Annotated in this window: 22 protein-coding genes; 10 read left to right on the forward strand and 12 right to left on the reverse strand. The window is 68.4% G+C overall.

Features of this window, described 5'->3' with window-relative positions:
• The first annotated feature begins 186 nt into the window (after positions 1 to 186).
• Positions 187 to 1,347 carry a nitronate monooxygenase family protein gene (locus KW835_RS20845; RefSeq protein ID WP_218385962.1) on the forward strand — a complete coding sequence of 387 codons (1,161 nt, stop codon included), beginning with the start codon at positions 187 to 189 and terminating at the stop codon, positions 1,345 to 1,347.
• A 394-nt stretch (positions 1,348 to 1,741) separates the two neighbouring features.
• Here KW835_RS20845 and KW835_RS20850 read toward each other — a convergent pair whose 3' ends face one another.
• From KW835_RS20850 to KW835_RS20875, 6 genes are all read right to left on the reverse strand, one after another.
• Entirely contained in the window at positions 1,742 to 2,716 is a 975-nt protein-coding gene (locus KW835_RS20850; RefSeq protein ID WP_218385964.1) for a glycosyltransferase, read from the reverse strand.
• 178 nt (positions 2,717 to 2,894) lie between these two features.
• Positions 2,895 to 4,148 carry an O-antigen ligase gene (locus KW835_RS20855; RefSeq protein WP_218385966.1) on the reverse strand — a complete coding sequence of 418 codons (1,254 nt, stop codon included), beginning with the start codon at positions 4,146 to 4,148 and terminating at the stop codon, positions 2,895 to 2,897.
• Between the two features lie 4 nt (positions 4,149 to 4,152).
• The gene (locus tag KW835_RS20860) at positions 4,153 to 4,968 is read right to left on the reverse strand and encodes a glycosyltransferase family 2 protein (RefSeq protein ID WP_218385968.1); all 816 of its coding nucleotides are present in this window, start codon (positions 4,966 to 4,968) and stop codon (positions 4,153 to 4,155) included.
• A gap of 3 nt (positions 4,969 to 4,971) precedes the next feature.
• Positions 4,972 to 5,184 carry a zinc-finger domain-containing protein gene (locus tag KW835_RS20865; RefSeq protein WP_218385969.1) on the reverse strand — a complete coding sequence of 71 codons (213 nt, stop codon included), beginning with the start codon at positions 5,182 to 5,184 and terminating at the stop codon, positions 4,972 to 4,974.
• A 163-nt stretch (positions 5,185 to 5,347) separates the two neighbouring features.
• On the reverse strand, positions 5,348 to 6,298 hold the full coding sequence (locus tag KW835_RS20870) for a branched-chain amino acid transaminase (RefSeq protein ID WP_218385970.1): 951 nt from the start codon (positions 6,296 to 6,298) through the stop codon (positions 5,348 to 5,350).
• Positions 6,299 to 6,424: 126 nt separating this feature from the next.
• Positions 6,425 to 6,865: a glycerate kinase gene (locus KW835_RS20875; RefSeq protein ID WP_218385971.1), complete on the reverse strand. Its 441-nt coding sequence runs from the start codon at positions 6,863 to 6,865 to the stop codon at positions 6,425 to 6,427.
• 303 nt (positions 6,866 to 7,168) lie between these two features.
• On the opposite strand from KW835_RS20875, the gene KW835_RS20880 reads away from it, so the two are divergent.
• Both KW835_RS20880 and KW835_RS20885 read left to right on the forward strand, forming a co-directional pair.
• A complete protein-coding gene (locus KW835_RS20880) occupies positions 7,169 to 8,962 on the forward strand; it encodes a methyl-accepting chemotaxis protein (protein WP_218385972.1) in 1,794 nt (597 codons plus the stop codon).
• Positions 8,963 to 9,041: 79 nt separating this feature from the next.
• Complete coding sequence (locus KW835_RS20885) at positions 9,042 to 9,716, forward strand: hypothetical protein (protein WP_218385973.1); 675 nt, start codon at positions 9,042 to 9,044, stop codon at positions 9,714 to 9,716.
• A 52-nt stretch (positions 9,717 to 9,768) separates the two neighbouring features.
• Here KW835_RS20885 and radA read toward each other — a convergent pair whose 3' ends face one another.
• The gene (gene radA, locus KW835_RS20890; RefSeq protein ID WP_218385974.1) at positions 9,769 to 11,148 is read right to left on the reverse strand and encodes a DNA repair protein RadA; all 1,380 of its coding nucleotides are present in this window, start codon (positions 11,146 to 11,148) and stop codon (positions 9,769 to 9,771) included.
• A gap of 105 nt (positions 11,149 to 11,253) precedes the next feature.
• Here radA and KW835_RS20895 point away from each other — a divergent pair, with 105 nt between their 5' ends.
• From KW835_RS20895 to KW835_RS20905, 3 genes are read left to right on the forward strand one after another with little or no spacing between them, the layout of a single operon-like run.
• Positions 11,254 to 12,081, forward strand: coding sequence for an aldolase/citrate lyase family protein (locus tag KW835_RS20895; protein WP_218385975.1), 828 nt, complete (start codon positions 11,254 to 11,256; stop codon positions 12,079 to 12,081).
• Between the two features lie 56 nt (positions 12,082 to 12,137).
• Positions 12,138 to 13,115: a 2-dehydropantoate 2-reductase gene (locus KW835_RS20900; RefSeq protein WP_218385976.1), complete on the forward strand. Its 978-nt coding sequence runs from the start codon at positions 12,138 to 12,140 to the stop codon at positions 13,113 to 13,115.
• A 35-nt stretch (positions 13,116 to 13,150) separates the two neighbouring features.
• Positions 13,151 to 13,759, forward strand: coding sequence for a glutathione S-transferase family protein (locus tag KW835_RS20905; RefSeq protein WP_218385977.1), 609 nt, complete (start codon positions 13,151 to 13,153; stop codon positions 13,757 to 13,759).
• A gap of 94 nt (positions 13,760 to 13,853) precedes the next feature.
• Here KW835_RS20905 and KW835_RS20910 read toward each other — a convergent pair whose 3' ends face one another.
• Entirely contained in the window at positions 13,854 to 15,437 is a 1,584-nt protein-coding gene (locus KW835_RS20910) for an ABC transporter substrate-binding protein (RefSeq protein WP_218385978.1), read from the reverse strand.
• Between the two features lie 125 nt (positions 15,438 to 15,562).
• Positions 15,563 to 16,171 carry a LysE/ArgO family amino acid transporter gene (locus KW835_RS20915; protein WP_218385979.1) on the reverse strand — a complete coding sequence of 203 codons (609 nt, stop codon included), beginning with the start codon at positions 16,169 to 16,171 and terminating at the stop codon, positions 15,563 to 15,565.
• A gap of 90 nt (positions 16,172 to 16,261) precedes the next feature.
• On the opposite strand from KW835_RS20915, the gene KW835_RS20920 reads away from it, so the two are divergent.
• Complete coding sequence (locus KW835_RS20920; RefSeq protein WP_218385981.1) at positions 16,262 to 17,155, forward strand: LysR family transcriptional regulator ArgP; 894 nt, start codon at positions 16,262 to 16,264, stop codon at positions 17,153 to 17,155.
• Between the two features lie 60 nt (positions 17,156 to 17,215).
• On the opposite strand, the gene KW835_RS20925 is transcribed toward KW835_RS20920, so the two are convergent.
• Positions 17,216 to 18,019, reverse strand: a complete 804-nt coding sequence (locus KW835_RS20925; RefSeq protein WP_218385982.1) for a siderophore-interacting protein — start codon at positions 18,017 to 18,019, stop codon at positions 17,216 to 17,218.
• A 69-nt stretch (positions 18,020 to 18,088) separates the two neighbouring features.
• On the opposite strand from KW835_RS20925, the gene KW835_RS20930 reads away from it, so the two are divergent.
• On the forward strand, positions 18,089 to 18,586 hold the full coding sequence (locus KW835_RS20930) for a MarR family winged helix-turn-helix transcriptional regulator (protein ID WP_218385984.1): 498 nt from the start codon (positions 18,089 to 18,091) through the stop codon (positions 18,584 to 18,586).
• A 102-nt stretch (positions 18,587 to 18,688) separates the two neighbouring features.
• On the opposite strand, the gene KW835_RS20935 is transcribed toward KW835_RS20930, so the two are convergent.
• A complete protein-coding gene (locus KW835_RS20935; RefSeq protein WP_218385985.1) occupies positions 18,689 to 19,600 on the reverse strand; it encodes a hypothetical protein in 912 nt (303 codons plus the stop codon).
• Positions 19,601 to 19,755: 155 nt separating this feature from the next.
• Positions 19,756 to 20,871: an alanine racemase gene (gene alr, locus KW835_RS20940; RefSeq protein ID WP_218385987.1), complete on the reverse strand. Its 1,116-nt coding sequence runs from the start codon at positions 20,869 to 20,871 to the stop codon at positions 19,756 to 19,758.
• A 157-nt stretch (positions 20,872 to 21,028) separates the two neighbouring features.
• Between alr and lplT the strand changes: the two genes are divergently transcribed.
• On the forward strand, positions 21,029 to 22,333 hold the full coding sequence (gene lplT / locus KW835_RS20945) for a lysophospholipid transporter LplT (RefSeq protein ID WP_218385988.1): 1,305 nt from the start codon (positions 21,029 to 21,031) through the stop codon (positions 22,331 to 22,333).
• A 189-nt stretch (positions 22,334 to 22,522) separates the two neighbouring features.
• Entirely contained in the window at positions 22,523 to 23,416 is an 894-nt protein-coding gene (locus tag KW835_RS20950; protein WP_218385989.1) for a DMT family transporter, read from the forward strand.
• Positions 23,417 to 23,485 lie beyond the last annotated feature (69 nt).

Consider the following 23,485-nt stretch of genomic DNA (forward strand, 5'->3'; position numbering starts at 1 on the left):
CAAGCTCTGGATACGCCGCCTTCGGGGCGGCGCGGCCCTTGCGCGGGGCGCTGGCTTGGGTGGCGCCGGTTTCAAGCATCGCGCTACAGCGCACCGCAGCGCACCGCAGCGCGCTGTAGCGGGTGTGTCGTTGGTCGCAGTTCAACCCCCCGCCAAGTCTCCTTTTATTGTCACGGACCACACAAAATGCCCCACCACAGCCTGCGCACTACCCTCTCCCTTCGCCTGCCCATCGTGCAGGGGCCCATGACCGGGGCGGACACGCCAGCGCTGGCCGCCGCCGTGTCCGCCGCGGGCGGGCTGGGCACCCTGGGCTGCGGCATGCGCTCGCCCGCCGCCATGGCGCAGGCCGCAGCCGAGGTGCGAAGCCGCACCGACCGGCCTTTCGGGCTCAATTTGTTCGTGCAGAACACGCCCGCGCCGGACGACGCCACCGTGCAGTCGGCGCTGGCGCGGCTGGCACCGCTGTACGCCGAGTTCGGTCTGGAGGCTGCCGTGCCCGCGCGCTGGTGCGAGGACTTCCAAGCCCAGTTCGAGGCGCTGATCGAGGCCCGGCCCGCCGTCGCCAGCTTCACCTTCGGCATCCTCAGCGCCGCGCAGGTAGAGCGACTGCACAGTGCCGGCAGTTACGTCATCGGCACGGCCACCACCGTGGCCGAGGCGCTGGCCTGGGCCGATGTGGGAGCGGACGCGGTGTGCGCCTCGGGCATGGAGGCCGGCGGCCATCGCGGCACCTTCCTGCCCACGGGTCGGCCACAGGCGGAAGGCCTTGCCCCCGCGGATTGCGCCGTGCGCACTGGCACGCCGTCGCAGGCGGACTTCGCCGCCGCGATGGTGGGCACGATCGCGCTGGTGCCGCAGTGCGTGGACGCACTTCGCCCACGCGGTGTGCCGGTGATCGCGGCCGGAGGCATCGTGGACGGGCGGGGCATCGCCGCAGCGCAGGCGCTCGGGGCGCAAGCCGTGCAGATGGGCACGGCCTTCCTGGCGTGCGACGAATCGGGCATCGGCCGCGCCTATCGCGACGCCATGGGCAGCGCCATCGCCACCGACACGCGCACCACCCGCGTCTTCTCGGGCCGCCCCGCGCGCGGTATCGTCAACCCCATGCTGCAGAAGCTGCACGCGCACGAGACCGACGTGCCCGCTTACCCCGTGCAGAACGCCCTGACCGGCGCCCTGCGCCGTGCCAGCGCCGACGCGGGACGCGCCGACCACCTGTCCCTGTGGGCCGGCCAGGGCGTGGCGGCCGTGCGTCCCATGCCGGCCGCTGCGCTGGTAGCGGCGCTGGAGACGGAATGGCGGGCCGCGCTGGCGGCGCAGGCGGCGTTGTTGCAGGCGCAATAACGCTATCTATTCAATAGCTGACTGCACTTGCTGGGCAAGCGCCAACGGCCGATTTGAATCCGAGCTTGTGTGCTTCGTGGCCCATGGAGGCTCGGTGCGCGCCCTGGCTTCGACAGGCTCAGCCCGAACGGATGGGGTAGAGCGACGCCGGCTCGGACCGTGGGGCCGCTCTCTGCAACGGGTGCAGCATCCAGGACAGGATTCGCGCCGTGTGCGCCCAGGCTTCGACAAGCTCAGCCCGAACGGTTGAAGGGCGACGCGGGCGGCAGGCGCAGGATCAAGACGGGCCCCCGCCAAGGGCGCGGGTCCCCACCAGCGCACCCGTGGATCCGGCTTTGCCGGGCCACCGGGTGCGTCCCCCTGGGGGGAAGGCGCGCAGCGCCTCAGGGGGGCCTCAGTTCTTCCAGGGCAGCTCGCGTGCGGGGCCTTGGATGACCGGCGGCTGGGCGTTGATCTTCTCGCCCGCCAGCACGCGCTCGTACATCCGCAGGTAGTTGCGGGCCATGCGGTCGGCGCTGAAGTGGTCCACCACATGCTGGTGGCATGCACGCGCGTCGAAGCGGTTGTTGCGCACGGCCTCGGCCAGCACGCTCGCCTCGGCCGACAGCACCCCGCAGTGCAGTGGCACCAGTTCGGGCAGCGCACCATACGGTGTGGAAAACACCGGGCATCCGAAGTACAGGCTTTCGATCACCGCCAGCCCGAAAGGCTCGTGCCAGCGCACCGGGAAGATCAGCCCGCGCGATGCGTTGAGCAGGCCCGTCTTCTCTGTGCCGCCCACCATGCCGTGGAAATGGATCTTGCGCGACAGCGTCCATCGAAAGCCGCGCTTGAAGTTGATGCGCGTGCCGCCCAGCACATCAAGCTCCACACCCGCCCGCAGCGCCACCTTGATCGCGCCGCGCACGTTCTTCACGCCCCACGCCGCCTTGCCCAGGAAGTGGTAGCGCGGGCGTGGCGACTGGAAGTCCACCGGGCCGTAGCCGCCCCAGTCCAGCCCGTTGTAGACGAACTCGGTGGAGCCATACCGCGCCGCGTGGTCGCGCGAGAGAAACACGGTGTTCAGCGGCAGCGGCTTGGGCTTGCGCGCATTGCCGTGCTCCGTCACCAGATACGGCTTGGCCAGCTCGGTGCGCGGGTTGAACTGGAAGTGCGTGATGTCCACGCCCTTCGGGATCTGGCGTTCCCAGGGTTCGTCGGGGCGGATGGGCAACACGTCGCCGAAGTCGCAGGTGGAGCCCTCGGGCACCAGGTAGCTCACGCGGTGGCCCTGTTGCACCAGGGTCTTGCCCAGGTCCCAGATCACGCGCTCGGTGCCGCCATAGCCGTAGACCGGGATGGGAGAGTTGTTGACCAGCAGGATGTGCATGAAGAAGCCTTTCGTCTCAGGAATCCATGGCGCTGGACACCGGTCGCAACGATCGAAACTGGCGCGGCCCCAGCGAGTGCCGCCGTGGAACTGGCTTCGCCAGGCCACCGGTGGCGTCCCTCTCCCGCGCAGCGAGAGAGAGGGAAGACGCGAAGCGGCTCAGGGAGTGTCGTCTCATCTAGAACGGCCGCCCGCAGCCGATGCGCGCACGCCGCTCGTGCAGGGCAGCCAGCAGCAGCGGGCACATGAACAGGTAGAACATGTTGCCGCTGTTGTGGGCCAGGAAGACCTGCGTGAGCCCGAAGCCGATGTAGGACAGCGGCAGCAGCACGCCCATCAGGCACAGGGACAGCGACTCGCGGTCCATCTTGCCGGCGCCGTCGCGGATGCGGCGGGCCGTGGGCCAGAACATCACGAGCGGGATGCCGTAGAACGACAGCAGCAGCAGCACCCCCGGGATGCCGCGCTTGGCGAACAGGTCCAGCACCTCGTTGTGCGCATGGCCAAACTCCAGCACGACCGGGTGCGCCTGGCCGGCGGCCACGCGGCGCGCCTTTTCTTCGACATAACCCGCGCGGCCCCAGCCGGTCAGGGGACGGTCCCAGCCCATCTGCCAGGCCAGGTGCCAGTGGGCCAGGCGCTGGCCGACCGAGCTGCGGCCATCGCCGCGCTGCTGGTAGGTCTGCACCTCGGCCCGCGCCTCGTCCACCCGCTGCTCCACCGCCGGCACCTGCGACAGGGCCGCGGCCACCAGCGCCAGCGCGCACAGGCCCCAGTACACGCGCCGCTGGCCGGTGGTGCGCACCAGAAGCCATGCGCACACCGGCAGCAACAGCACCAGCGCCAGCCAGCCGCCGCGCGACTGCGAGAGCACCGAACCCGCCGCACCGAGCGCGATGGCGGCGGCCAGCAGCGCCCGCTGCCACAGCACCCATCGCTTCCACTGCACCACCAGCAGCAGCCCGCTCATCACGGCCAGCAGCATGCTCAGATTGCCGTACTGAATGGCATTGGTGAACCCGTTGGCGCGCGGCAGCGCCATCACGAAGGTCTGGTACAGCCCCACGATGCCGCTGCCCACGGCGCCCACGGCAACCCCCATCCACAGCCAGGCAGCGCGCGGCTCGAAGGTCATCAGGTAGAAGATGCACGGCAGCACCAGCAGGTACTTGGCCGGGCGGTCCATGCTGCCCCAGCCCCAGGAGGCGCCCACATCCAGCAGCCACAGCGCCGCCATGCAGGAGAAGGCGGCCGTCAGCCACCATGCGGCGCGCGGCGCCGGCCGCCGCCACCACACCGGCGCGCTGGCCAGCGCGGCCAGCAGCAGCACGACGGCACCATAGGAATAGCCCGAGGGCAGCCAGAGCGCCAGGCCCGGCACCATGAACGCACCGAGGCTTGCGCAGCGCCCGAACCAGCGGTAAGTCTTCATCACATCAACGGATCACACGGCCAGTCAGGCTGTCTCGGTCATAGTGCAGTGCGGCATACCGAAAGAACCCCTCCAGCGCCACGAAAAAGCAATACAGAAAGCCCGCCCCGCCGCAAAGAAAACCCAGGCGAAACACATACAGGCGCAGGAACATCGACCCACCCGAGGCCAGGCCGCGCAGCACGCCGCCGCGTTTTCCGCTCTCGGCCCGCTTGGCGGCACCCAACATCACGTACTGCGTGAGCTTCTCCAGGCTGCCACGCACCGTGGTGCGCGAGTAGTGCAGCAACCGTGCGCGGATCAGCCGGCGCGGCACCGCCCCGCCGCCCGGCAAAGTGTGCAGCTGGGCCTGTTCGTGCACCACGCCGGCGTACTCCTTGACAAGGCGGCGCACGAAGAGACGCTCGATCTGCGACTGCGACCGAAAGTGCGTGAGCTCATGCCCGAAAGCGACCATGCGCCAGCGGATCGTCCATACGGCCTGCTCGCCCGAGCGCACGATGGCTTGCAGCTCCTGCGCGAACGCGGGTGTCATCACCTCGTCAGCATCGAGAAAGAAGATGTAGTCGCCGCGCGCATGCGCCAGCAGCCGGTTTCGCTGCACGGCAAAGCCCTGCCAGTCCGGGTAGCTGTGCACCTCGGCGCCCAGCCCCTTCGCGATGGCCACGGTGTTGTCCGTGCTTCCGCTGTCGACCACCAGCAACTGGTCGGCAAAGGCGGCACTGCGCAGGCAGGCCTCGATGCGGAGCGCCTCGTTGTGGGTCAGCACCGCCACGGTCAACGTGGGCTGCGGCGTGCCGCCCCCGGCTTCAACTGGCATCAATCAGTGACCGGCGTGCACGTGCTCGCCGGCCTTGAGGCGGTAGACGGTTCCGCAGTAGGGGCACTTGGCTTCGCCGGAGCGGGCCACGTCCAGGTACACCTTGGGGTGGGTGTTCCAGATCTTCATATCGGCCTTGGGGCTGGGGCAGAAAACCCCGCCTTGGGGGTTCAAGTCCTTGGCCAGCAATTCAACGGCAGCAGCAGCTTGCGACATAGTTATTCGTTCTCCGGGGCGCACCGCCTGGGTGGCGATGCTTGAAACTGGCGCGCTCCAATCCAGCGGGCGCCGTGAAGCGGGCTTGGCCCGGCCACCGGCGCCGCCCCCTTCCCGGCGCAGCCGAGAGAAGGGCAAGCCGCGCAGCGGCTCAGGGGCTTGGTCACACTTTCGAGAGCCAGTGGGCGTACTGGGGGTTGCGGCCGTTGACGATGTCAAAGAACGCGCTCTGGATTTTTTCGGTGATGGGGCCGCGCGAGCCCACATAGTCGTCTTTGCCCAGCTCGATGCGGTCGAGCTCGCGGATGGGCGTCACTTCGGCGGCCGTACCGGTGAAGAAGGCCTCATCGGCGATGTAGACCTCGTCGCGCGTGATGCGCTTTTGCACGATCTCCAGGCCCAGGTCCTTGGCAATGTGGAACACGGTGTTGCGGGTGATGCCGTTGAGCGCGCCGGCCGACAGGTCGGGCGTGTAGATCACGCCGTTCTTGATCACGAAGATGTTCTCGCCCGCGCCCTCGGACACAAAACCGGAGCTGTCGAGCAGCAGGGCTTCGTCGTAGCCGTCGTCCAGCGCTTCCATGTTGGCCAGGATGGAGTTGGTGTAGTTGCTCACCGCCTTGGCCTGCGTCATGGTGATGTTGACGTGGTGACGGGTGTAACTGCTGGTCTTGACGCGGATGCCGCGCTTCATGCCCTCCTCGCCCAGGTAGGCGCCCCAGGCCCAGGCGGCCACCATCAGATGGATCTGGTTGCCCTTGGGGGACACACCCAGCTTCTGCGAGCCGATCCAGGTCAGCGGGCGCAGGTAGCACGACTCCAGCTTGTTCTCGCGCACCACGGCCTTCTGGGCCTCGTTCACTTCGTCCTTGGTGAACGGGATCTTCATGCGCAGGATCTTGGCGCTGTTGAAGAGGCGGTCGGTGTGCTCTTCCAGGCGGAAGATGGCGGTGCCGTCGGCGGTCTTGTATGCACGCACGCCTTCGAACGCGCCGCAGCCGTAGTGCAGGGTGTGGGTCAGGACGTGGATCTTGGCATCGCGCCAGTCCACCATCTGGCCGTCCATCCAGATCTTGCCGTCACGATCGGCCATCGAGGGAACTACGGGGCTCATGGGTATCCTTTGTTGCTGTGGGTCGCAAAGGCGGGATTTTAGGCGACGGCGGGCTGGTGGCCAGCGCGCCGGCGGCCCGGCCCAGGCCCGGCGAGCAGTATCTAGCGCGTGCCCTGCCCGCTCTGTTCAGCCAGACGCCGCAGGCGTGTCGGCGCCGGCGGCAACCGCCGGCTCGTCGCTGGGTGGCCTCACCAGCGTCCACTTCACGAGCTTGCCGTGGCGGAATTCGCAGGTCACGTGCGAATTTGTCCCGTCGGTCCAGCGGTACAGCTCCGGCTCGGCGCCTTCCGCCGAGAGCTGCTCGCCCAACGCCTGCGTCATGGCGACCACGTGCATCAGGTTCACGCCCTCGCGCAGGCGCGCGTTGAGCATCACCGCGCTACCCACATAGCCCATGGGCCGGTTGGCCGCCTTCTTCATCACGTTCATGAGCCGCGTGAAGTGCAGCAGCGCCCACATCACCAGGCCGCCGATCACCGCGGCAAGGCCGGCCCAGCCATAGGCCATGAAACCAAAGGCGATCAGACCGACCACGCCCAGCGGTACAAAGATATTGCGCAAATTCATGGACGCTATTGTCTTATGAGTGCCAGGCCCGCCCGCCCAATTCCCCCCACATGCGGGCTGCTTGCCAACCCAGGCAGCGGTGAACCTGGCTGCCCCCCCGGGGACCACGGCCAAGCGCCGGGTCCGGCGTCGGACGCACCCTGGCGTGTTCGCCCCTCCAGATGCTTCGCCGCAAATGTTTCGTTGTGTAAGCACTACATTAATCAAAGAAGCTGGCAACCTCCCGCCAACTTGCGCTGCAGACTGTTTACGACAGTCGCCGAAGCACGAAAAATGCAGGCTCGTCCTTCTGGAGATCATGGAATGAAACTGGATAACGTGCGCCTGGCGCCCAAGCTGTGGGGTTCTATCGTGGGTCTGTTGGGTGCCATGCTCCTGGTGTCGATCTGGGCGCAGTACCAGGCGGCGCAGGTGATGGACAGCACCCTCGCATCGATGGCTTCGTTCGAGAACCGCATCACGCTGGCCGTGCAGTGGAAGGGCGCCACCGAGACCACCGGAGAGCGCGTGTTGGCCAGTAACTCCACCCCGGACGCGGACCTGACCACGCTTTTCGATGGCCGCGTGAAGTCGGGCATCGCCGGCATCTCGGCCATCCAGGCCAAGGTGCTCGAACTGGCCACCACGCCCGCCGACAAGAAGGCGCTTGAGCGCGTGGCCAGCGAGCGCACCGGCGTGCTGGCGCTGAACAAGCAGGCGCGCGAGATCAAGCAGGCCGGCGATGGCGCCGCCTTCAAGGCCTTCATCGAAACCAGGTACCTCGCGGCCATCGGCAGCTACGTGGACAGCCTGGAAGCCTTCGTGCAGCTGCAGCAGAGCCAGCGCGACGCGGCGCGCCAGGAAGCACAGGCCGCCCGCACCCAGGCCAGCATGCTCGCGTGGGTGACGCAAGGCATTGTGTTCGCCCTGGGCCTGGTGCTGTCCTTCCTGCTGGTGCGATCCATCGCGCGCCCGCTGCACCGCGCGGTGGAGCTGTCGGATGCCATTGCCGGCGGCAACCTGACTGTGTCGGCCCACGATGAGCGCCAGGACGAGTTCGGCCACCTGCTGCGCTCTGTCTCGCAAATGGCCGCGCGCCTGCGCAGCCTGGTGTCGGAGGTGCGCAGCGGCGTGGACTCCATGTCCAATGCATCGGTGGAGATCGCCACCGGCAACCACGACCTGTCGGCACGCACGGAGCAGACTGCCGCCAACCTGCAGCAGACCGCCGCCAGCATGGAAGAGCTGACCGCCACAGTCACCCAGTCGGCCGACACGGCGCGCCAGGCCAACCAACTGGCTACTACCGCCGCGCAGGCGGCCGCCCGTGGCGGAGAGGTCGTGGCACAGGTGGTGGAAAGCATGCAGGGCATCAGCCACAGCTCGCGCAAGATCGCCGACATCATCGGGGTGATCGACGGCATCGCGTTCCAGACCAACATCCTGGCGCTGAACGCCGCCGTGGAGGCTGCACGCGCCGGTGAACAGGGACGGGGCTTTGCCGTGGTGGCCAGCGAGGTGCGGGGCCTGGCGCAGCGCAGCGCCGAGGCCGCCAAGGAGATCAAGAACCTCATCGGCGCGTCCGTCACCACGGTCGAGACCGGCTCCAGCCAGGTCGCGCAGGCCGGCCAGACCATGGACGAGATCGTCGCCAGCGTGCGCCGCGTGTCCGACCTGATCGGCGAGATCACCGCGTCGTCGAACGAGCAGCGCGACGGCATCGGGCAGGTCAACCAGGCCGTGAGCAACCTGGACCAGATGACCCAGCAGAACGCCGCACTGGTCGAAGAATCGGCGGCGGCCGCCGCCTCGCTGCGCGACCAGGCTCAGCGCCTGTCCGAAGTGGTGTCGGTGTTCAATGTGGGGCACACGCCGGCAGCCGCCAGCGCAGTGCCTGCGCCGACAGCCCTGCCTACGGCGGCGCGTGTGGCATCCACGGTGGCAGTCCGTGCAGCAGCACCTGCACTGCGCCCGGCCACTCCGACCGCTGCCAGGGCGACGGGGCCCGCTGCAGCCCCCGCTGCGGCCCGCAAGCTCCAGGCCCCGAAGCCGGCCGCAACGCCCGCAGCCGCGCCGAAGGCGGCCAAAGGGTCAGACGACGACTGGGAGTCGTTTTGATCGGGCGGCACGCCGTGTCGCGGCGCCGTCGCTGCGTGCTGATCTAATCACGCTGTCTTCCATCAGTCCCGCCTCTCGCATGCGCAACGTTCTTCTCTTGCTGGCCACCCTGGCCGCCGCCGTGACCACGTCCACGGCATCCGCCCAGCACATGTTCAAGTGCACGAACGACAAAGGGCAGACGACCTACTCGGACCGGGCGTGCGAACAGGCGCCGAGGCCTGCCCCACCGGCGCCCAGACCCGCGCCGGCAGCCAAGGCCGGCCCCGCCGCGGGCACCGCAGCCGCCGCCCCGGCGCCAGCCGGCCCGGCCAAGCCCGAGAGCGTTGCCAAGCTGACGGCCGCCATCGTCGAGGGCGTGCTGCAAGGCGCACTGGAACTGGCCGACCGAAGGGACTACCGCGCACAGTGCGCGCTGGCAGCCCCCGACCTGAACTTCAAGCTCACGGACCACAGCAGCAGCCCGGCAGGCGTCTACACCGGCGGGCGCGCCGAGATCTGCGCACTGCAGCAGGAATCCGCCCAGGCGATGCAGGCCGGCGGCCTGCGCTCCAGCAGCCGCATGAACAAGGCCGACATCCGTGTCAGCGCAGAAGGCACGCAGGCCACGGCCAAGTACGAATCCAGGGCCGCGATCTCCGTTGAGGGACAGCATGCGGTGACCATGCTCTGCACGCGCGACGAGGTGCTGGGCCTGTACAGCGGCGTGGTCCTGTACAAGCGCGTCACCGCCGTCTGCAGGCCCGTGGGCTGAACACGCTCCCGCTCCTTTTTCGTACCTTTCTCTTCTCTCCTAGCCGCCCTCTTCAGCCCATCTCGCGCACGACGTTCATCGCTTCTTCCACGCGCTCCACGGCGTGGATGGTGAGGCCCTCGATGGGCTTCTTCGGTGCGTTGGCCTTGGGCACCACGGCCACGCGAAAGCCGAGCTTGGCGGCTTCCTTCAGGCGCTCCTGGCCGCGCGGCGCTGGCCGCACCTCGCCCGCCAGCCCCACTTCGCCGAACGCCAGAAAGCCCTGCGGCAACGCCTTGCCGCGCAGGCTGGAAGTGATGGCCAGCATCACGGCCAGGTCGGCCGCGGGCTCGCTGATGCGCACGCCGCCCACCGCGTTCACGAACACGTCCTGGTCCATGCAGGCCACCCCCGCATGCCGGTGCAGCACGGCCAACAGCATGGCCAGGCGGTCCTTGTCCAGGCCCACGGACAGGCGCCGGGGGCTGGGGCCCGCGCTGTCCACCAGCGCCTGGATCTCCACCAGCATGGGCCGCGTACCCTCCAGCGTCACCATCACGCAGCTGCCGGGTACCGGCTCGCTGTGCTGCGACAGGAAGATCGCGCTCGGGTTGCTCACGCCCTTGAGGCCCTTTTCCGTCATGGCGAACACGCCGATCTCGTTGACGGCGCCAAAGCGGTTCTTGATGGCACGCACCAGGCGAAACTGGCTGTGCGTGTCGCCTTCGAAATACAGCACCGTGTCCACCATGTGCTCCAGCACCCGCGGCCCGGCCAAAGCACCCTCCTTCGTCACGTGGCCCACCAGCACGATGGCCACGCCCGAGGCCTTGGCCGCGCGCGTGAGGTGGGCCGCGCATTCGCGCACCTGCGCCACCGAGCCTGGGGCCGAGGTGAGCTGGTCGGAGTACACGGTCTGGATGGAGTCGATCACCGCCACCGAGGGCTGCATGGCGTCGATGGTGGCCAGGATCTTTTCGAGCTGAATCTCGGCCAGCACGTTGACCTGGCTGTGATCGAGCCCCAGCCGGCGCGAGCGCAGCGCGACCTGCGCGCCGCTTTCCTCGCCCGTCACGTACAGCGTGGGCAAACCCGCGCGCTGCAGCGCATCAAGCGCCTGCAGCAGCAGCGTGGACTTGCCGATGCCCGGGTCGCCGCCGATGAGCACCACGCCGCCTTCCACGATGCCGCCGCCCAGCACGCGGTCGAGCTCGTCGATACCGCTCGGGGTGCGCTCCACATCGCTGGCCTCGATGGCCGACAGGGGCATCACCGCCTGCGATTGCGCCAGGCCCGCAAACTGCGGCGCGCTGTAGCGGTTCTTGCCCGGCCCCGCGTCTGCCACGGCTTCGATCAGGGTGTTCCAGGCGCCGCAGGCAGGGCACTTACCCAGCCAGCGGGGGCTGGTGCCGCCGCACTCGGTGCAGGTGAAGACAGTTTTTTCTTTGGCCATGGGGGAGTTGAAAACGAGCGATCGGCGGGGCGGGCTGGAGACTATAGCGGCGCCGATGTGGCGCAGCATCGCACACAGGCTTGCCATCGTCGGCAAAATGCATGCATGCACACACCCACCAACCGCTTCAAGGCGGCCATGGCCCAGGGCCAGGCCCAGATCGGCCTGTGGCTGGCCCTCGCCGACGCGTACACGGCAGAAATCGTTGCCGGCACGGGCTATGACTGGCTGCTGGTCGACGGCGAGCACGCGCCCAACGACCTGCGCTCCATCCTGCACCAGCTGCAGGCCATCGCCAGCGCCACCAGCGCCCTGCCCCCCGGCGTTGCACCGCCCCATGCCATCGCCCGCGTGCCGGTGGGCGACACCGCGCTGATCAAGCAGTACCTGGACATCGGCGCACAGACGCTGCTGGTGCCCATGGTCGACACGGCGCAGCAGGCTCAGGCCCTGGTCAGCGCCACGCGCTATGCGCCCGAAGGCGTGCGCGGCATGGGCAGCGCCCTGGCCCGCTCCTCGCGCTGGCAGGCCTTCCCGCAGTACGTGCACGAGGCCAACGAGCAGGTCTGCCTGCTGGTGCAGGCCGAGACGATGGAGGCCATGCGCAATCTCGATGCGATCGCCGCCACGCCCGGCGTGGACGGCGTATTCATCGGTCCGGCCGACCTGTCGGCGTCGATGGGCCACCCGGGCAACCCCGGCCACCCGGACGTGCAGGCCGCCATCCTGGGCGGCATCGCGAGCATCCTGCGCGCGGGCAAGGCGCCCGGCATTCTGGCGACCAGCGAGGCCCAGGCACGCCAGTGGCTGGCCGCTGGCGCGTTGTTTGTCGCGGTCGGCGTGGACACCATGCTGCTGGCCAGCGCGGCGGCCGATCTGGCAGCCCGCTTTCGCGCCCCGGGCAGTGCCGCTGCGAGGCCGCTGGGCTACTGACGCGGCCCCTTCTTCTTTTTAGTGTTTCTCTCTCAACTGACCTGAAAGCCTTGACGATGAAAGCATGTATCTACGGCGCTGGCGCCATCGGCGGCTGGCTGGGCGTAGCACTGGCAGAAGCCGGCTGCGACGTCAGCCTGGTGGCGCGCGGCGCCACGCTGAGCGCGCTGCAGTCCGACGGCCTGCGCCTGCGCCGGCCCGACGGTTCCCTGGCCCACACGGCAGTGAACGCGCAGGCCAACCCTGCCGCGCTGGGCGTGCAGGACCTGGTGGTGGTGGCAGTCAAGGCACCGGGCCTGCCGGAGGTCGCACAGGCCATGGGGCCCTTGATAGGCCCTGACACCATCGTGCTCACGGCCATGAACGGCGTGCCCTGGTGGTTCCTGGACGGCTTTGGCGGCGCGGCCCAGGGGCGGGCGCTGGAGTCGGTGGACGCGGGCGGCGTGATCGCCGGCGCCATTCCCGCGCAGAACGTGGTGGGCAGCGTGGTGCACACCAGCTGTTCGCTGGACGCGCCCGGCTTCGTGCGCCAGCATTTCGGCAACCGGCTCATCGTGGGCGAACCAGATGGCAGCCAGAGCGCGCGCCTTCAGACACTGGCCGCCACGCTGCAGCGCGGCGGCATCGACGTGGAGGTGTCCGGCTGCATCCAGCGGGACATCTGGTTCAAGCTCTGGGGCAACCTCACCATGAATCCCATCAGCGCACTCACCGGTGCCACCACCGACCGCATTCTGGACGACGACCTGGTGCGCGGCTTCGTCTCTCACGTCATGCTAGAAGCCAAGGCTATCGGCGAGAAGTTGGGCCTGCCCATCGACCAGCAACCCGAAGACCGCCACGCCGTCACACGCAAGCTGGGCGCTTTCAAGACCTCGATGCTGCAGGACGTGGAGGCCGGCAAGCCCATGGAGATCGACGCCCTGGTGGGCGCCGTGCGCGAGCTGGGCCAGATCACCGGCACGCCCACGCCGCACACCGATGCCCTGCTCGGGCTGGTGCGGCTGATGGCGCAGACGCGCGGCCTCTACTAGACCCCCTTCCATTCAACCTTTTCTGCACCTTCCACATGCTCAAGCTTTTCTACGCCCCCGGCACCTGCGCCCTCGCCGTCCACATCGCTCTGCACGAGGCCAACGCGGGCCACGAGGTGGCGCGGCTGGACTTTGCCAACAGCCAGCAGCGCAGCCCCGAGTACCTGGCCATCAACCCCAAGGGCCGCGTGCCAGCGCTGCTCACAGACCGTGGCGTGCTCACCGAGACCCCGGCGCTGCTGGTGTACGTGGCGCAGCACTTTCCACAGGCTCGCCTGGCGCCGCTGGACGATCCGTTCGCACTGGCTCGCCTGCAGGAGTTCAACAGCTACCTGGCCTCCACGGTGCACGTGGCCCATGCGCACGGCCGCCGTGCGGCCCGCTGGGCCGACGAGCCCGAGGCCATCGCCGCCATGCAGCGCAAGGTGCCGCAGACCATGACCGAGTGCTTCGAGGTGATCGAGCAGCACTATCTGCAGGGCCCGTGGGTGCTCGGCGAACACTACTCGGTGGCGGACGCATACCTGTTCACCATCGCGGGCTGGCTCAAGAGCGACGGGGTGGACATTGCGCGCTTCCCCAAGGTGGCCGACCACTACCAGCGGGTGGCGGCGCGGCCTGCGGTTCAGCGCGCGCTGGCCTGACCAAGGCCGTCCCCACATAGAAAAGGCCCCGGTCGTCTTGCGGGACGACCGGGGCCTTTCTTTCCCGGCTGCTGCGCCGAACGGACGCAGGGGATCAATTCACCTTCAGATACCGCCAGTCGATGCGGTTGTCCGCACGGTGCGGCAGGTCCACCTTCTGCGTGGCGGCCCACGGGATCACCTGGTTGTACAGCGGGATGTGCGAGATGGCTTCGTGGTCCTGCACCAGCACCTTCTCGATCAGCGCGTTGCGCGTGACGGCATCGGTTTCCTTCTTGATGCGCTCGATCAGGGCGTCCTGCTGCGGGTCGGAGTAGCGGCCCAGGTTGAAGTTGCCGTCGCCGCCCGCGCCCGGCGAGCGGATCAGCGACTGCAGCGAATAGAACGCGTCGAACGTCGGCACGCCCCAGCCCAGCAGGTAGATGCTGGCCTCGTTGCGCTGGATCATCGGGAAGTACGTGGCAAACGGCAGCGAGCGCAGCTTGGCCTTGATGCCCACCTTGGCCCAGTGCGAAGTGATGGCCTGGCACAGCTGCTCATCGTTGATGTAGCGGCCCGCGCTGCAGGCGAAGTCCACCTCGAAACCGTTGGGGTAGCCCGCGTCGGCCAGCAGCTTCTGCGCGGCTTTGGCATCGTAGGGCCAGCGTGCATCGGCCTTGGGCGTCCAGCCGTTTACCTGGCGGGCGATCAGCGTGCCGGTGGGCTGTGCCAGGCCGCGCAGCACCACGCGCTGGATGGCGTTGATGTCGATGGCCTGGTAGAGCGCCTTGCGCACGCGCACGTCCTTGAGCGGATTCTTGCCCTTCACGTCGGAGCCCGGGAGCTCCTCGCGGAACTGGTCGAGGCCCAGGAAGATGGTGCGGTACTCGGCGCCTTCGAGCACCTTGAGCGCGGGCGTCTGGCGCACGCGCGCCAGGTCCTGCAGGCTCGGGTCGATGATGAAGTCGATCTCGCCTGACAGCAGCGCCGCCGTGCGCGTGGCGTCCGCCTTGATGGGGGTGTAGACCACCTCGGTCACGTTGGTGGGGAACTTGCCCTTGCCCCACCAGTGCGGGTTGGGCTCGAGCACCACGCGCTGATCGGGCGTCCAGGACTTGAGCTGGAAGGGGCCGGTGCCCAGCGCATTGCGGTGGGCGAAGGTCTCGTCCTTGGTCTTGATGTCCTTGGGCTCCACCGACTTGTTCTTCTCGGCCCAGGCCTTGCTCAGGATGCGCAGCTCGGTGAGCTGGTTCACCAGCACGGGGTTGGGCAGGTCGGAGAAGATGTCGATGGTGTGCGAGTCCACCTTTTCGATGCGGTCGATACCCAGCGCATACACCGCGTAGTTGGAGCTCTTGGCCTTGGCGCGCTCCAGCGAGAACTTCGCGTCGTCGGCTGTGAAGTCGCTGCCGTCGCTGAACTTCACGCCCTTGCGCAGGCTGATGCGCAGCTGCGTGGGGCTCACGCGCTTCCACTCGGTGGCCAGGGCCGGCTCGGCCTTGAAGGTCTTGCTGTTGTATTCGACCAGCGTGTCGTACACAGCGGCGTGCAGCGTGTTGTTCACACCCACGTTCTGGGCATGCACGTCCCACGAGGACACGTCGACGGCACGGGACCACCGGAAGGTCTTGGCCTGGCTGGCCAGGGGCACTGCGGCGGCGACAACGGCGGCAGCCAGCAAAAGAGTCTTGAAACGCATGGGGGGAATCACTCCGGGTCAATCAATCCCCGCACTATGGCCCAAAGCGCGCCCTTCGCTAACGAACTTATCCTTCTTAGCTTAGGCAGACAGGCACAAGAACAGTTGGGCAGAAGGGCAGCGCCTCATCCCCACGCCATCACCCCGGCCAGCACCAGCATGGTGGCGGCCGTGGCACCGTCCAGCACGCGCCACGCACCGGGCGAGGCGAACAGCGGCGCTAGCCAGCGCGAACCGAAACCCAGGCTCAGGAACCACAGCGCGCTGGCCAGCGAGCCCCCGGCTGCGAAGGTGGCCCGCCCCCAGGCGGGATAGGGGCTGGCCATGGTGCCCAGCAGCACCACGGTGTCCAGATAGACATGCGGGTTGAGCCAGGTCAAAGCCATCACGGTCAGCAAGGTGGTGCGCAGGCTCGCGCCCGCGCCGTTGGCCGACACCAGAAGGTGGCCGGGCTTGAACACCCGCGCCGCGGCCTGCAAGGCGTAGGCCACGAGAAAGATGGCACCGGCCCAGCGCATGAGCTGCGCCCATTCCGGCCGGGCAACCAGCACGCCCCCCATGCCCCAGATGCCCGCCTGGAGCAGCACGGCGTCGGACAGCGCACAGAACAGCACCACGGGCAGCACGTGCTCTCGCCGCAGACCCTGGCGCAGCACAAAAGCGTTCTGCGCGCCGATGGCCATGATCAGAAGGGCGGTGGAAGTGAATCCGTGGACGAAGGCGGTGCTGCTCATGGCACGGATTCTGGGCATTCGTCACTGTTGACGCCAGCTATACTTTTTAACTATCCGTCAGAATTTCTAACCAGCTTGGCAGCATTAGCCATGACCCTTGACTCTGCCCAGCTCAGCGCCTTCGCCGCCGTGATCGACGAGGGCAGCTTCGAGCGCGCCGCCGCTGCGCTGCATGTCACCCGCTCGGCCGTGTCACAGCGCGTGAAGCTGCTGGAAGAGCGAGTGGGCCAAGTGCTGGTGCGCCGCGCCACCCCGTGCACGCCCACCGAAGCCGGCCAGGCCCTGTACCGCCACGCCCGCGAAGTGGCCCTGAGCGAGGCCGATGCGCTCGACGCCATCGGCGGCGGGCAGCGCACGTCCACGCGTCTGGCGATCGGCGTGAATGCGGACTCGCTGGCCACCTGGTTCCCGGCGGCGATGGAGCGTGCGCATGCCGCCGACGGCCCCGGCCTGACCTTCGACATCCATGTGGAGGACCAGGACCATTCCGCTGACCTGCTGCGCGAGGGTCGCGTGATGGCCGCAGTCACGGCCGACCCGCAGCCCGTGCAGGGCTGCCAGGTGTTGCCCCTGGGCACGCTGCGCTACCGGGCGCTGGCCAGTCCCGCGTTCATGCAGCGCCACTTCGCGCAGGGCGTCAACGCGGCGTCGCTCGCGCAGGCCCCGATGCTGGTATTCAACCGCAAGGACGCCTTGCAGGGGCGCTTCGTGCGCCGCATCACGCGCCGTGCCATCGCGCCGCCGGTGCACTGGCTGCCCGAGGCCCATGCCTTTGTCATCGCGACGCACGCCGGGCTGGGTTGGGGCATGACGCCCGACCCGATGGTGGAGCGCGACCTCGCAGCCGGCACGCTGGTGGAGCTGACCCCCAACAGGCCCGTGGACGTGCCGCTGTACTGGCAGTACTGGCGCCTGAACGTGCGGGCGCTGCACCGCATGACGGAGGCGGTGCGGCAGGCCGCCGCACTCACGCTGATCACGTGACCACCTGACCGCCCTGTCCTGGTCGGGCCTCCACAGCGCTTGGGCCGGGACCTTGCTGCCTCAGGCCGTCGCCAGATCTTCGTGGTGATCTGCGACGCCACGCTTCCAGTACGCCGCGATGCGCATGCGCTTGGCGTCCGCGCCCGGCTTGGCAAGCACGGCTTTGCGCACCGTGGCCATCTCGGCGTGCTCTCCGGCAGCCCAGATGTAGCCCGCGCCGGGCGGCAGTGCCAGGGCATCCACCGCGGCCGGCAGCGAATCGACCCACGCGACGTCCAGCTGCGCCGCGCTGGCCAGCGCGCGCCGGTCCGCCGGGTTGCGGACATGGATGCGCACCGTGGCCGCCGTGGTGGCCGGCAGCTCGGCCAGCCGGCGCGCGATGGCCGGCAGCGCCGATTCGTCGCCGATGAGCCAGTGCCAGTCGAAGCCCGTGGGAATCACCAGGCTGCCGCGCGGGCCTGCAATGCCCACCCACTGCCCGACGAACGCGCTGGCCGCCCAGTCGGTCGCAGGACCGGCGTCGTGCAGGGCCACTTCGATGTCCAGCTCGCCAGCGGCGGCGTCGAAGCGTGCGGGCGTGTAGTCGCGCAGCACGGGGCGCGGGTCGGGGAACACCGGACGGCCGTCCTGCAGCGATGGCAGCGAGGGGCGCTCCTGCCCCGGCTGGGGCAGGATGAGCTTCACATGGTCGTCAAAGCCCGCGCTCACGAAGCCGGCCAGCTCAGGCCCGGCCAGGGTGAGCCGCACGAAGCCGGGGCTGACGGCGGTGCGCCGCACCACCTGGAGGTGACGGGCTTGCAGGGTGTGGCGCACACGTTCGACGGTGAGGTGCGCAAGGGCGGTGGCAGGCAGGGGTGCGTTCATGATCTAAAATGTTGACAAAGTCCACCAAATGATCCGCCATTTGGTTGATTTTGTCAACAACATGCCGCGATGAAATCCCGTACAGCCCCCCACGCAGCCTCCGAGGTGTTCGAGGCCATGCACGACCTGCTCCACGTGTACAAGGCGCACATGGTGCGCACGATGGCGTCCGTCCACCCGGAGCTCACGCTCAATGAAGTGCGCGCGCTGATGTTCGTGGGCCGCCATCCGGGCGCCACGCAGAAGGAACTGGTGGCCCACAGCGGCGCCGACAAGGCCCAGGTGGCGCGCATGGTGGCCATGCTGCAGGACAAGGGATGGCTGGAGAGCGCGCCCAACGCCGACGACAAGCGCAGCCGCTGCCTGAGCCTGAGCGAGCAGGGCAAAGCCCTGCACCAGGCGCTGCGCGAAGCCCGCCGGGGCGTTGCCGCCACGCTGCTGCAGGACTGCGACAGCGCCACGCAGTCTCAGCTCCTGGACTTGCTGGCGCAGGTGCGCAGCAGCATGGAGGCGCAAGGCACTGCGGGTTGCGCCGAGGGCCGGCACGGGCGGCACGGACTCCGCTGAGTGGGACGGGCCTGGGGGCTTGCATTTCGCAGGCCCTATGAGGCTCTAGCGCTTTATGGGAGAGCGCCCATCGCTACTATATGCATAGCAAATAGGAGATCTTCAGCGCCCCTGGATGGCCCGCACCGCCTGGGGCAAGGACTGCACATCCGGCAGGAAGTGGTCGATGGTGGCGCCCAGCGCCACGGCGCACAGGAGCGCGCCGAGCAGCGGTTTCCAGGTGAGCCGCACGGCGGCGCCCAGCCAGCCTTCGCGCTCCACACCCACCGCCACGCGCGCGGTGGCGACCGAGAAGGCCAGCTCCACCGCCACGGTCAGCAGCACGTCCCAGCCGAAGAACAGCATGGCCAGCGACCCGGCACCGAAGATGAGCGCGGCCCCGATGAGGAAGATGGCCACGACGGGAACGACCACCACGGCCCCCTCGTCCGCACTGCCGATCGCATCGGCGGCGCCGCTGGCCAGATCGCCCAGGGCGCTGCCTTCGCTGCCGCTGCTGCTTGCGGAGCCGGCGTTGGACAGGCCGGAGGTCCACCCGCCCCCATAGTCCCCCGACGCACCGCCCCCGCCGAAGTTGCCGCCACCCGTGCGCGGCAGCGGCACACCGCCGCCGCCGCCGGATGACGAACCACCGCCGTTCGGCCAGGACACATCGGGCAGGTCCAGGCCGGCGTCGCCGCCGTCGTTGTGCTCACGCCGGTCCACCAGCCGCGCGGCCCAGGCCCGCAGCACCAGCAGGTAGGCAAGGTAGCCGACCGACAGCGTCACCGCATAACGCAGCGCGAGCGAATCGACGCCCACCAGCATCTGCACATGCGACGTGCACCACATGAGCAGCAACGTGAAGCTGCCGATGAGCAGCCCGTGCAGCCGCAAGCTGTAGCGCTGCTGCAGGGTGCGCGCCACGCTGCCTTGCTGGGGCATGCGCACGGAGCGCCAGCTGGAGCTCTTCTTCCGGGGCTTGGTGCTGTTGCCGCTATTGCTTCTGGTGCCGTTGCTTCGGGGAGTGGCCATACAAGGAAACGCGTTGTGGATGTGGGGCAGCGCCCATTTCACACCACTTTCACGCCGTGCCGGTGCCCCACGCTACCCGGCAAGCCGCAGGGCGCGTGAACTTGTCGACGAATCTGCACCCCGTTGCGCCCGAGCGGTCGCAGCGAAGGCGGGTGTCAGCGCTCGCCGTCCACCGACACCGGCACGCGCTGGGCCAGCGCGCACATCAGCTCGTACCCCACCGTCCCGGCAGCGCGCGCCACCTCGTCGATGGACAGCACGGCGCCGTTGCTGGCGCTGCCCCACAGCGTGACCTCGGTGCCGAAGCCCACCGCCATGCCCTGCGCGATCAGCGGCGTGAGGTCCACCGTGACCATGTCCATGCTCACACGGCCCACGAGACGGGTGCGCACGCCGTTGACCAGCACGGGCGTGCCGGTGTCGCAATGGCGTGGGTAGCCGTCGGCATAGCCGCAGGCCGCCACGCCGATGGTGAGCGGGCCGTCGGCCGTGAAGCGCGAGCCGTAGCCCACGGTGTCGCCCTTTTGCAGCTGCTGCACCGCCAGCAGGCGCGTGGACAGCGTCATGGTGGGCTGCAGCGCCCAGTGGCCGGCGTCGTTCTCTGGGAAGTCCGGCGCGCTGCCGTACACCACGATGCCGGCGCGCACCCAGTCCGAGCGCAGGCGCGCGTCGGCGTGGTGGCGCAGCGTGGCGGCACTGTTGGCCACGCTGCGCTCGCCCGGCAGGTCCTGCGTGGCCTGGTTGAACACATCGATCTGGTGGTCGATGCCACGCGATCCATCGGCGTCGCTGAAGTGCGTCATGACGGATATCTCGTCCACCTGCGGCAGCGCATCGAGCCGCGCCCAGGCCGCGCGGTAGCGCTGGGGCGTGAAGCCCAGGCGGTTCATGCCCGAGTTCATCTTGAGGAACACGCGGTGCGGCACCTGCGTCTTGTGCGCGGCCAGCATGTCGATCTGCTCGTCGCAGTGCACCGCATGCCAGAGGCCCAGGCGCGAACACAGCTCCAGGTCGCGCGGCTCGAACACGCCTTCGAGCAGCAGGATGGGACCGCGCCAGCCGAGGTGGCGCACGCGCTCGGCCTCGGCCAGGTCGATGAGCGCAAAGCCGTCGGCGCTGCGCAGGCCCTCGAACACCCGCTCGATGCCATGCCCATAGGCATTGGCCTTCACCACCGCCCAGACCTTGGCGTCCGGGACCGAACGGCGCACCCGCTCCAGGTTGTGGTGCAGGGCGGCGGTGTGGATGGTGGCGGCGATGGGACGGGGCATGACAAAGGACCTGTTCGGGCGAGGGATTTACCGGGGAATACGCGGAGGATTCTGGCACTGCAGCCGTTTATCCGCGTGATATAACCGCCTGTCACTCGCCAGGGTTCCCCACTTTTAACAGTGCATCAGCCGAACTGATGCACCCAACAGCCATTCGATGAAGCGCGGTTTCTACACCATCATGTCGGCGCAGTTTTTCAGCTCGCTGGCCGACAACGCACTTTTCGTGGCCGCCGTGGAACTCCTGCGCTCAGAAGGCGCCCCGGAGTGGCAGCGCGCGGCGCTGGTGCCCATGTTCGCGCTGTTCTATGTGGTGCTCGCGCCTTTCGTGGGGGCCTTTGCCGATGCACTGCCCAAGGGCAAGGTCATGTTCATCAGCAACGCCATCAAGGTGGTGGGCTGCCTGATGATGCTGTTCGGCTCGCACCCGCTCATTGCCTACGCGGTGGTGGGCCTGGGCGCCGCGGCGTACTCACCCGCCAAGTACGGCATCCTGACCGAGCTGCTGCCCGCGTCGCAGCTGGTCAAGGCCAACGGCTGGATCGAAGGGCTCACCATCGCATCGATCATCCTGGGCGTCCTGTTCGGCGGCCAGCTCGTGGGCCAGCACCTGTCGGGCATGCTGCTGGGCTTTGACTTCCCGCTCATCGACACGGGCGTGGACACGCCGGCCGAGTCGGCCATCGCCGCGCTGATCGCCGTGTACGCGCTGGCCGCCTGGTTCAACACCCGCATTCCGCACACCGGCGTGGAGATGCGCCCGCTGCGCGCCGACCCGGCCCGCGGCATCCTGTCGAACGCGCTGAGCTTGCTGCCCGACTTCTGGGCCTGCAACAGCCGCCTGTGGCGCGACAAGCTCGGCCAGATCTCGCTGTCCACCACCACCCTGTTCTGGGGCGCGGGCGGCAACCTCAAGTTCATCGTGCTGGCCTGGGCCGCCGTGGCATTGGGCTACAACACCACGCAGGCATCGGCCCTCACCGGCGTGGTCGCCATCGGCACCGCCGTGGGCGCAGTGGTGGCCTCGATGCGGATGCGGCTGGATGTCGCCACCAAGGTCATCCCGCTGGGCATTGCGATGGGGCTGCTGTTGATCCTGATGGTGTTCATCAACAACATCTGGGTGGCCATCCCGTTCCTCATCATCCTGGGTGGCCTGGGCGGCTACCTGGTCGTGCCCATGAATGCGCTGCTACAGCACCGGGGCCACAACCTGATGGGCGCGGGCCGTTCGATCGCCGTGCAGAACTTCAACGAACAGGCCTGCATCCTGGCGCTGGGCGCTTTCTACAGCCTCTCGCTCAAGCTGGGTCTGTCGGTCTTCGGTGCCATCACGGCGTTCGGGCTGGTGGTGGCCGCGGTGATGTGGGTGATCCAGCGCTGGCACCAGAACAACTGCGTCCAGCACCGCGAAGAGGTGGAGCACCTGCTGCACATTGCGCGGCACGATACGCATCACTGAAGCCCCACGGAGTGCCCCCCTGAGCGGCTGCGCCGCTTCCCCCGGAGGGGAACGCACCCGGTGGACTGGCGGAGCCAGATCCACGGGTGCACTGGCTTCAGGGCGCGCCGGTTTTTACGCTCGGTGCGAATTACTATCGTTTTTGTAGCTGCTTGCGCTTTTCTACCCAGCGTTGGCGGCCATTTTCTTATGCAATCGCCTTTGCCTTTCGCTGCCCTGCTGTTCAACGCCTTTGTCTGGGGGCTGGCGTGGTGGCCGTTTCAGCACATGCACCAGGCGGGGCTGCATCCGCTGTGGGCCACGGCGTTCATGTATGCGGTGGTGCTGCTGGGGCTGCTGGCGTGGCGGCCGGGGATCCTTGCGCAGGTGCGGGCGCACCCAGAGCTGTGGCTGCTGGCGCTGAGTTCGGGGCTGAACAACGTGGCGTTCAACTGGGCCGTGACGATCGGCGACGTGGTGCGCGTGATCCTGCTGTTCTACCTGATGCCCGCCTGGGCGGTGCTGCTGGCCTGGAAGGTGCTGGGCGAGCGGCCCACGGCGTCCGCGCTGCTGCGGCTGGCGCTGGCCTTCACGGGTGTGGTGCTGGTGCTGCTGCCCGAGGGCGCGCCCGCCGCACGGCTGCTGCAGAACCTGTCGCTGGCCGACGGTCTTGCGCTGCTGGGCGGGTTCATGTTCGCGCTCACCAACGTGACGCTGCGGCGCCTGCACGCCGTGCCGGGGCCCGCGCGCATGTTCTCGATGTTCGGCGGCTGCATGCTCATGGCGCTGGCCGTGGCCTGCGTGGGGCTGCAGCTGGGCGTGGTCGATCCGTTCCCCGCCGTGAACGCCACCTGGCTCACCACCGGCCTGCTGCTGGCGGGCGTGCTCATGCTGGGCAACTGGGCGCTGCAGTTCGGCGCCGCGCGCCTGGCCGCAGGCACCACAGCGCTGGTGATGCTGTCGGAGGTGATGTTCGCCAGCGTGTCGTCGGCCCTGCTGGGCGCGGCCACGCTCACGCCGCGCACGGTAGCGGGCGGCGCATTGATCCTGGCGGCGTCGCTGCTGGCCGCGCTGCAGTACAGGCGCGGACGAAGCACTGCCTGAGAACATCCCGCAGCTGCAGCACGCACCACGGACAACCACTACCATCGACGGTCATCCACCCTTTGAGGA

Source organism: Acidovorax sp. sic0104, from assembly GCF_019219095.1.
GTDB lineage: Bacteria > Pseudomonadota > Gammaproteobacteria > Burkholderiales > Burkholderiaceae_C > Acidovorax.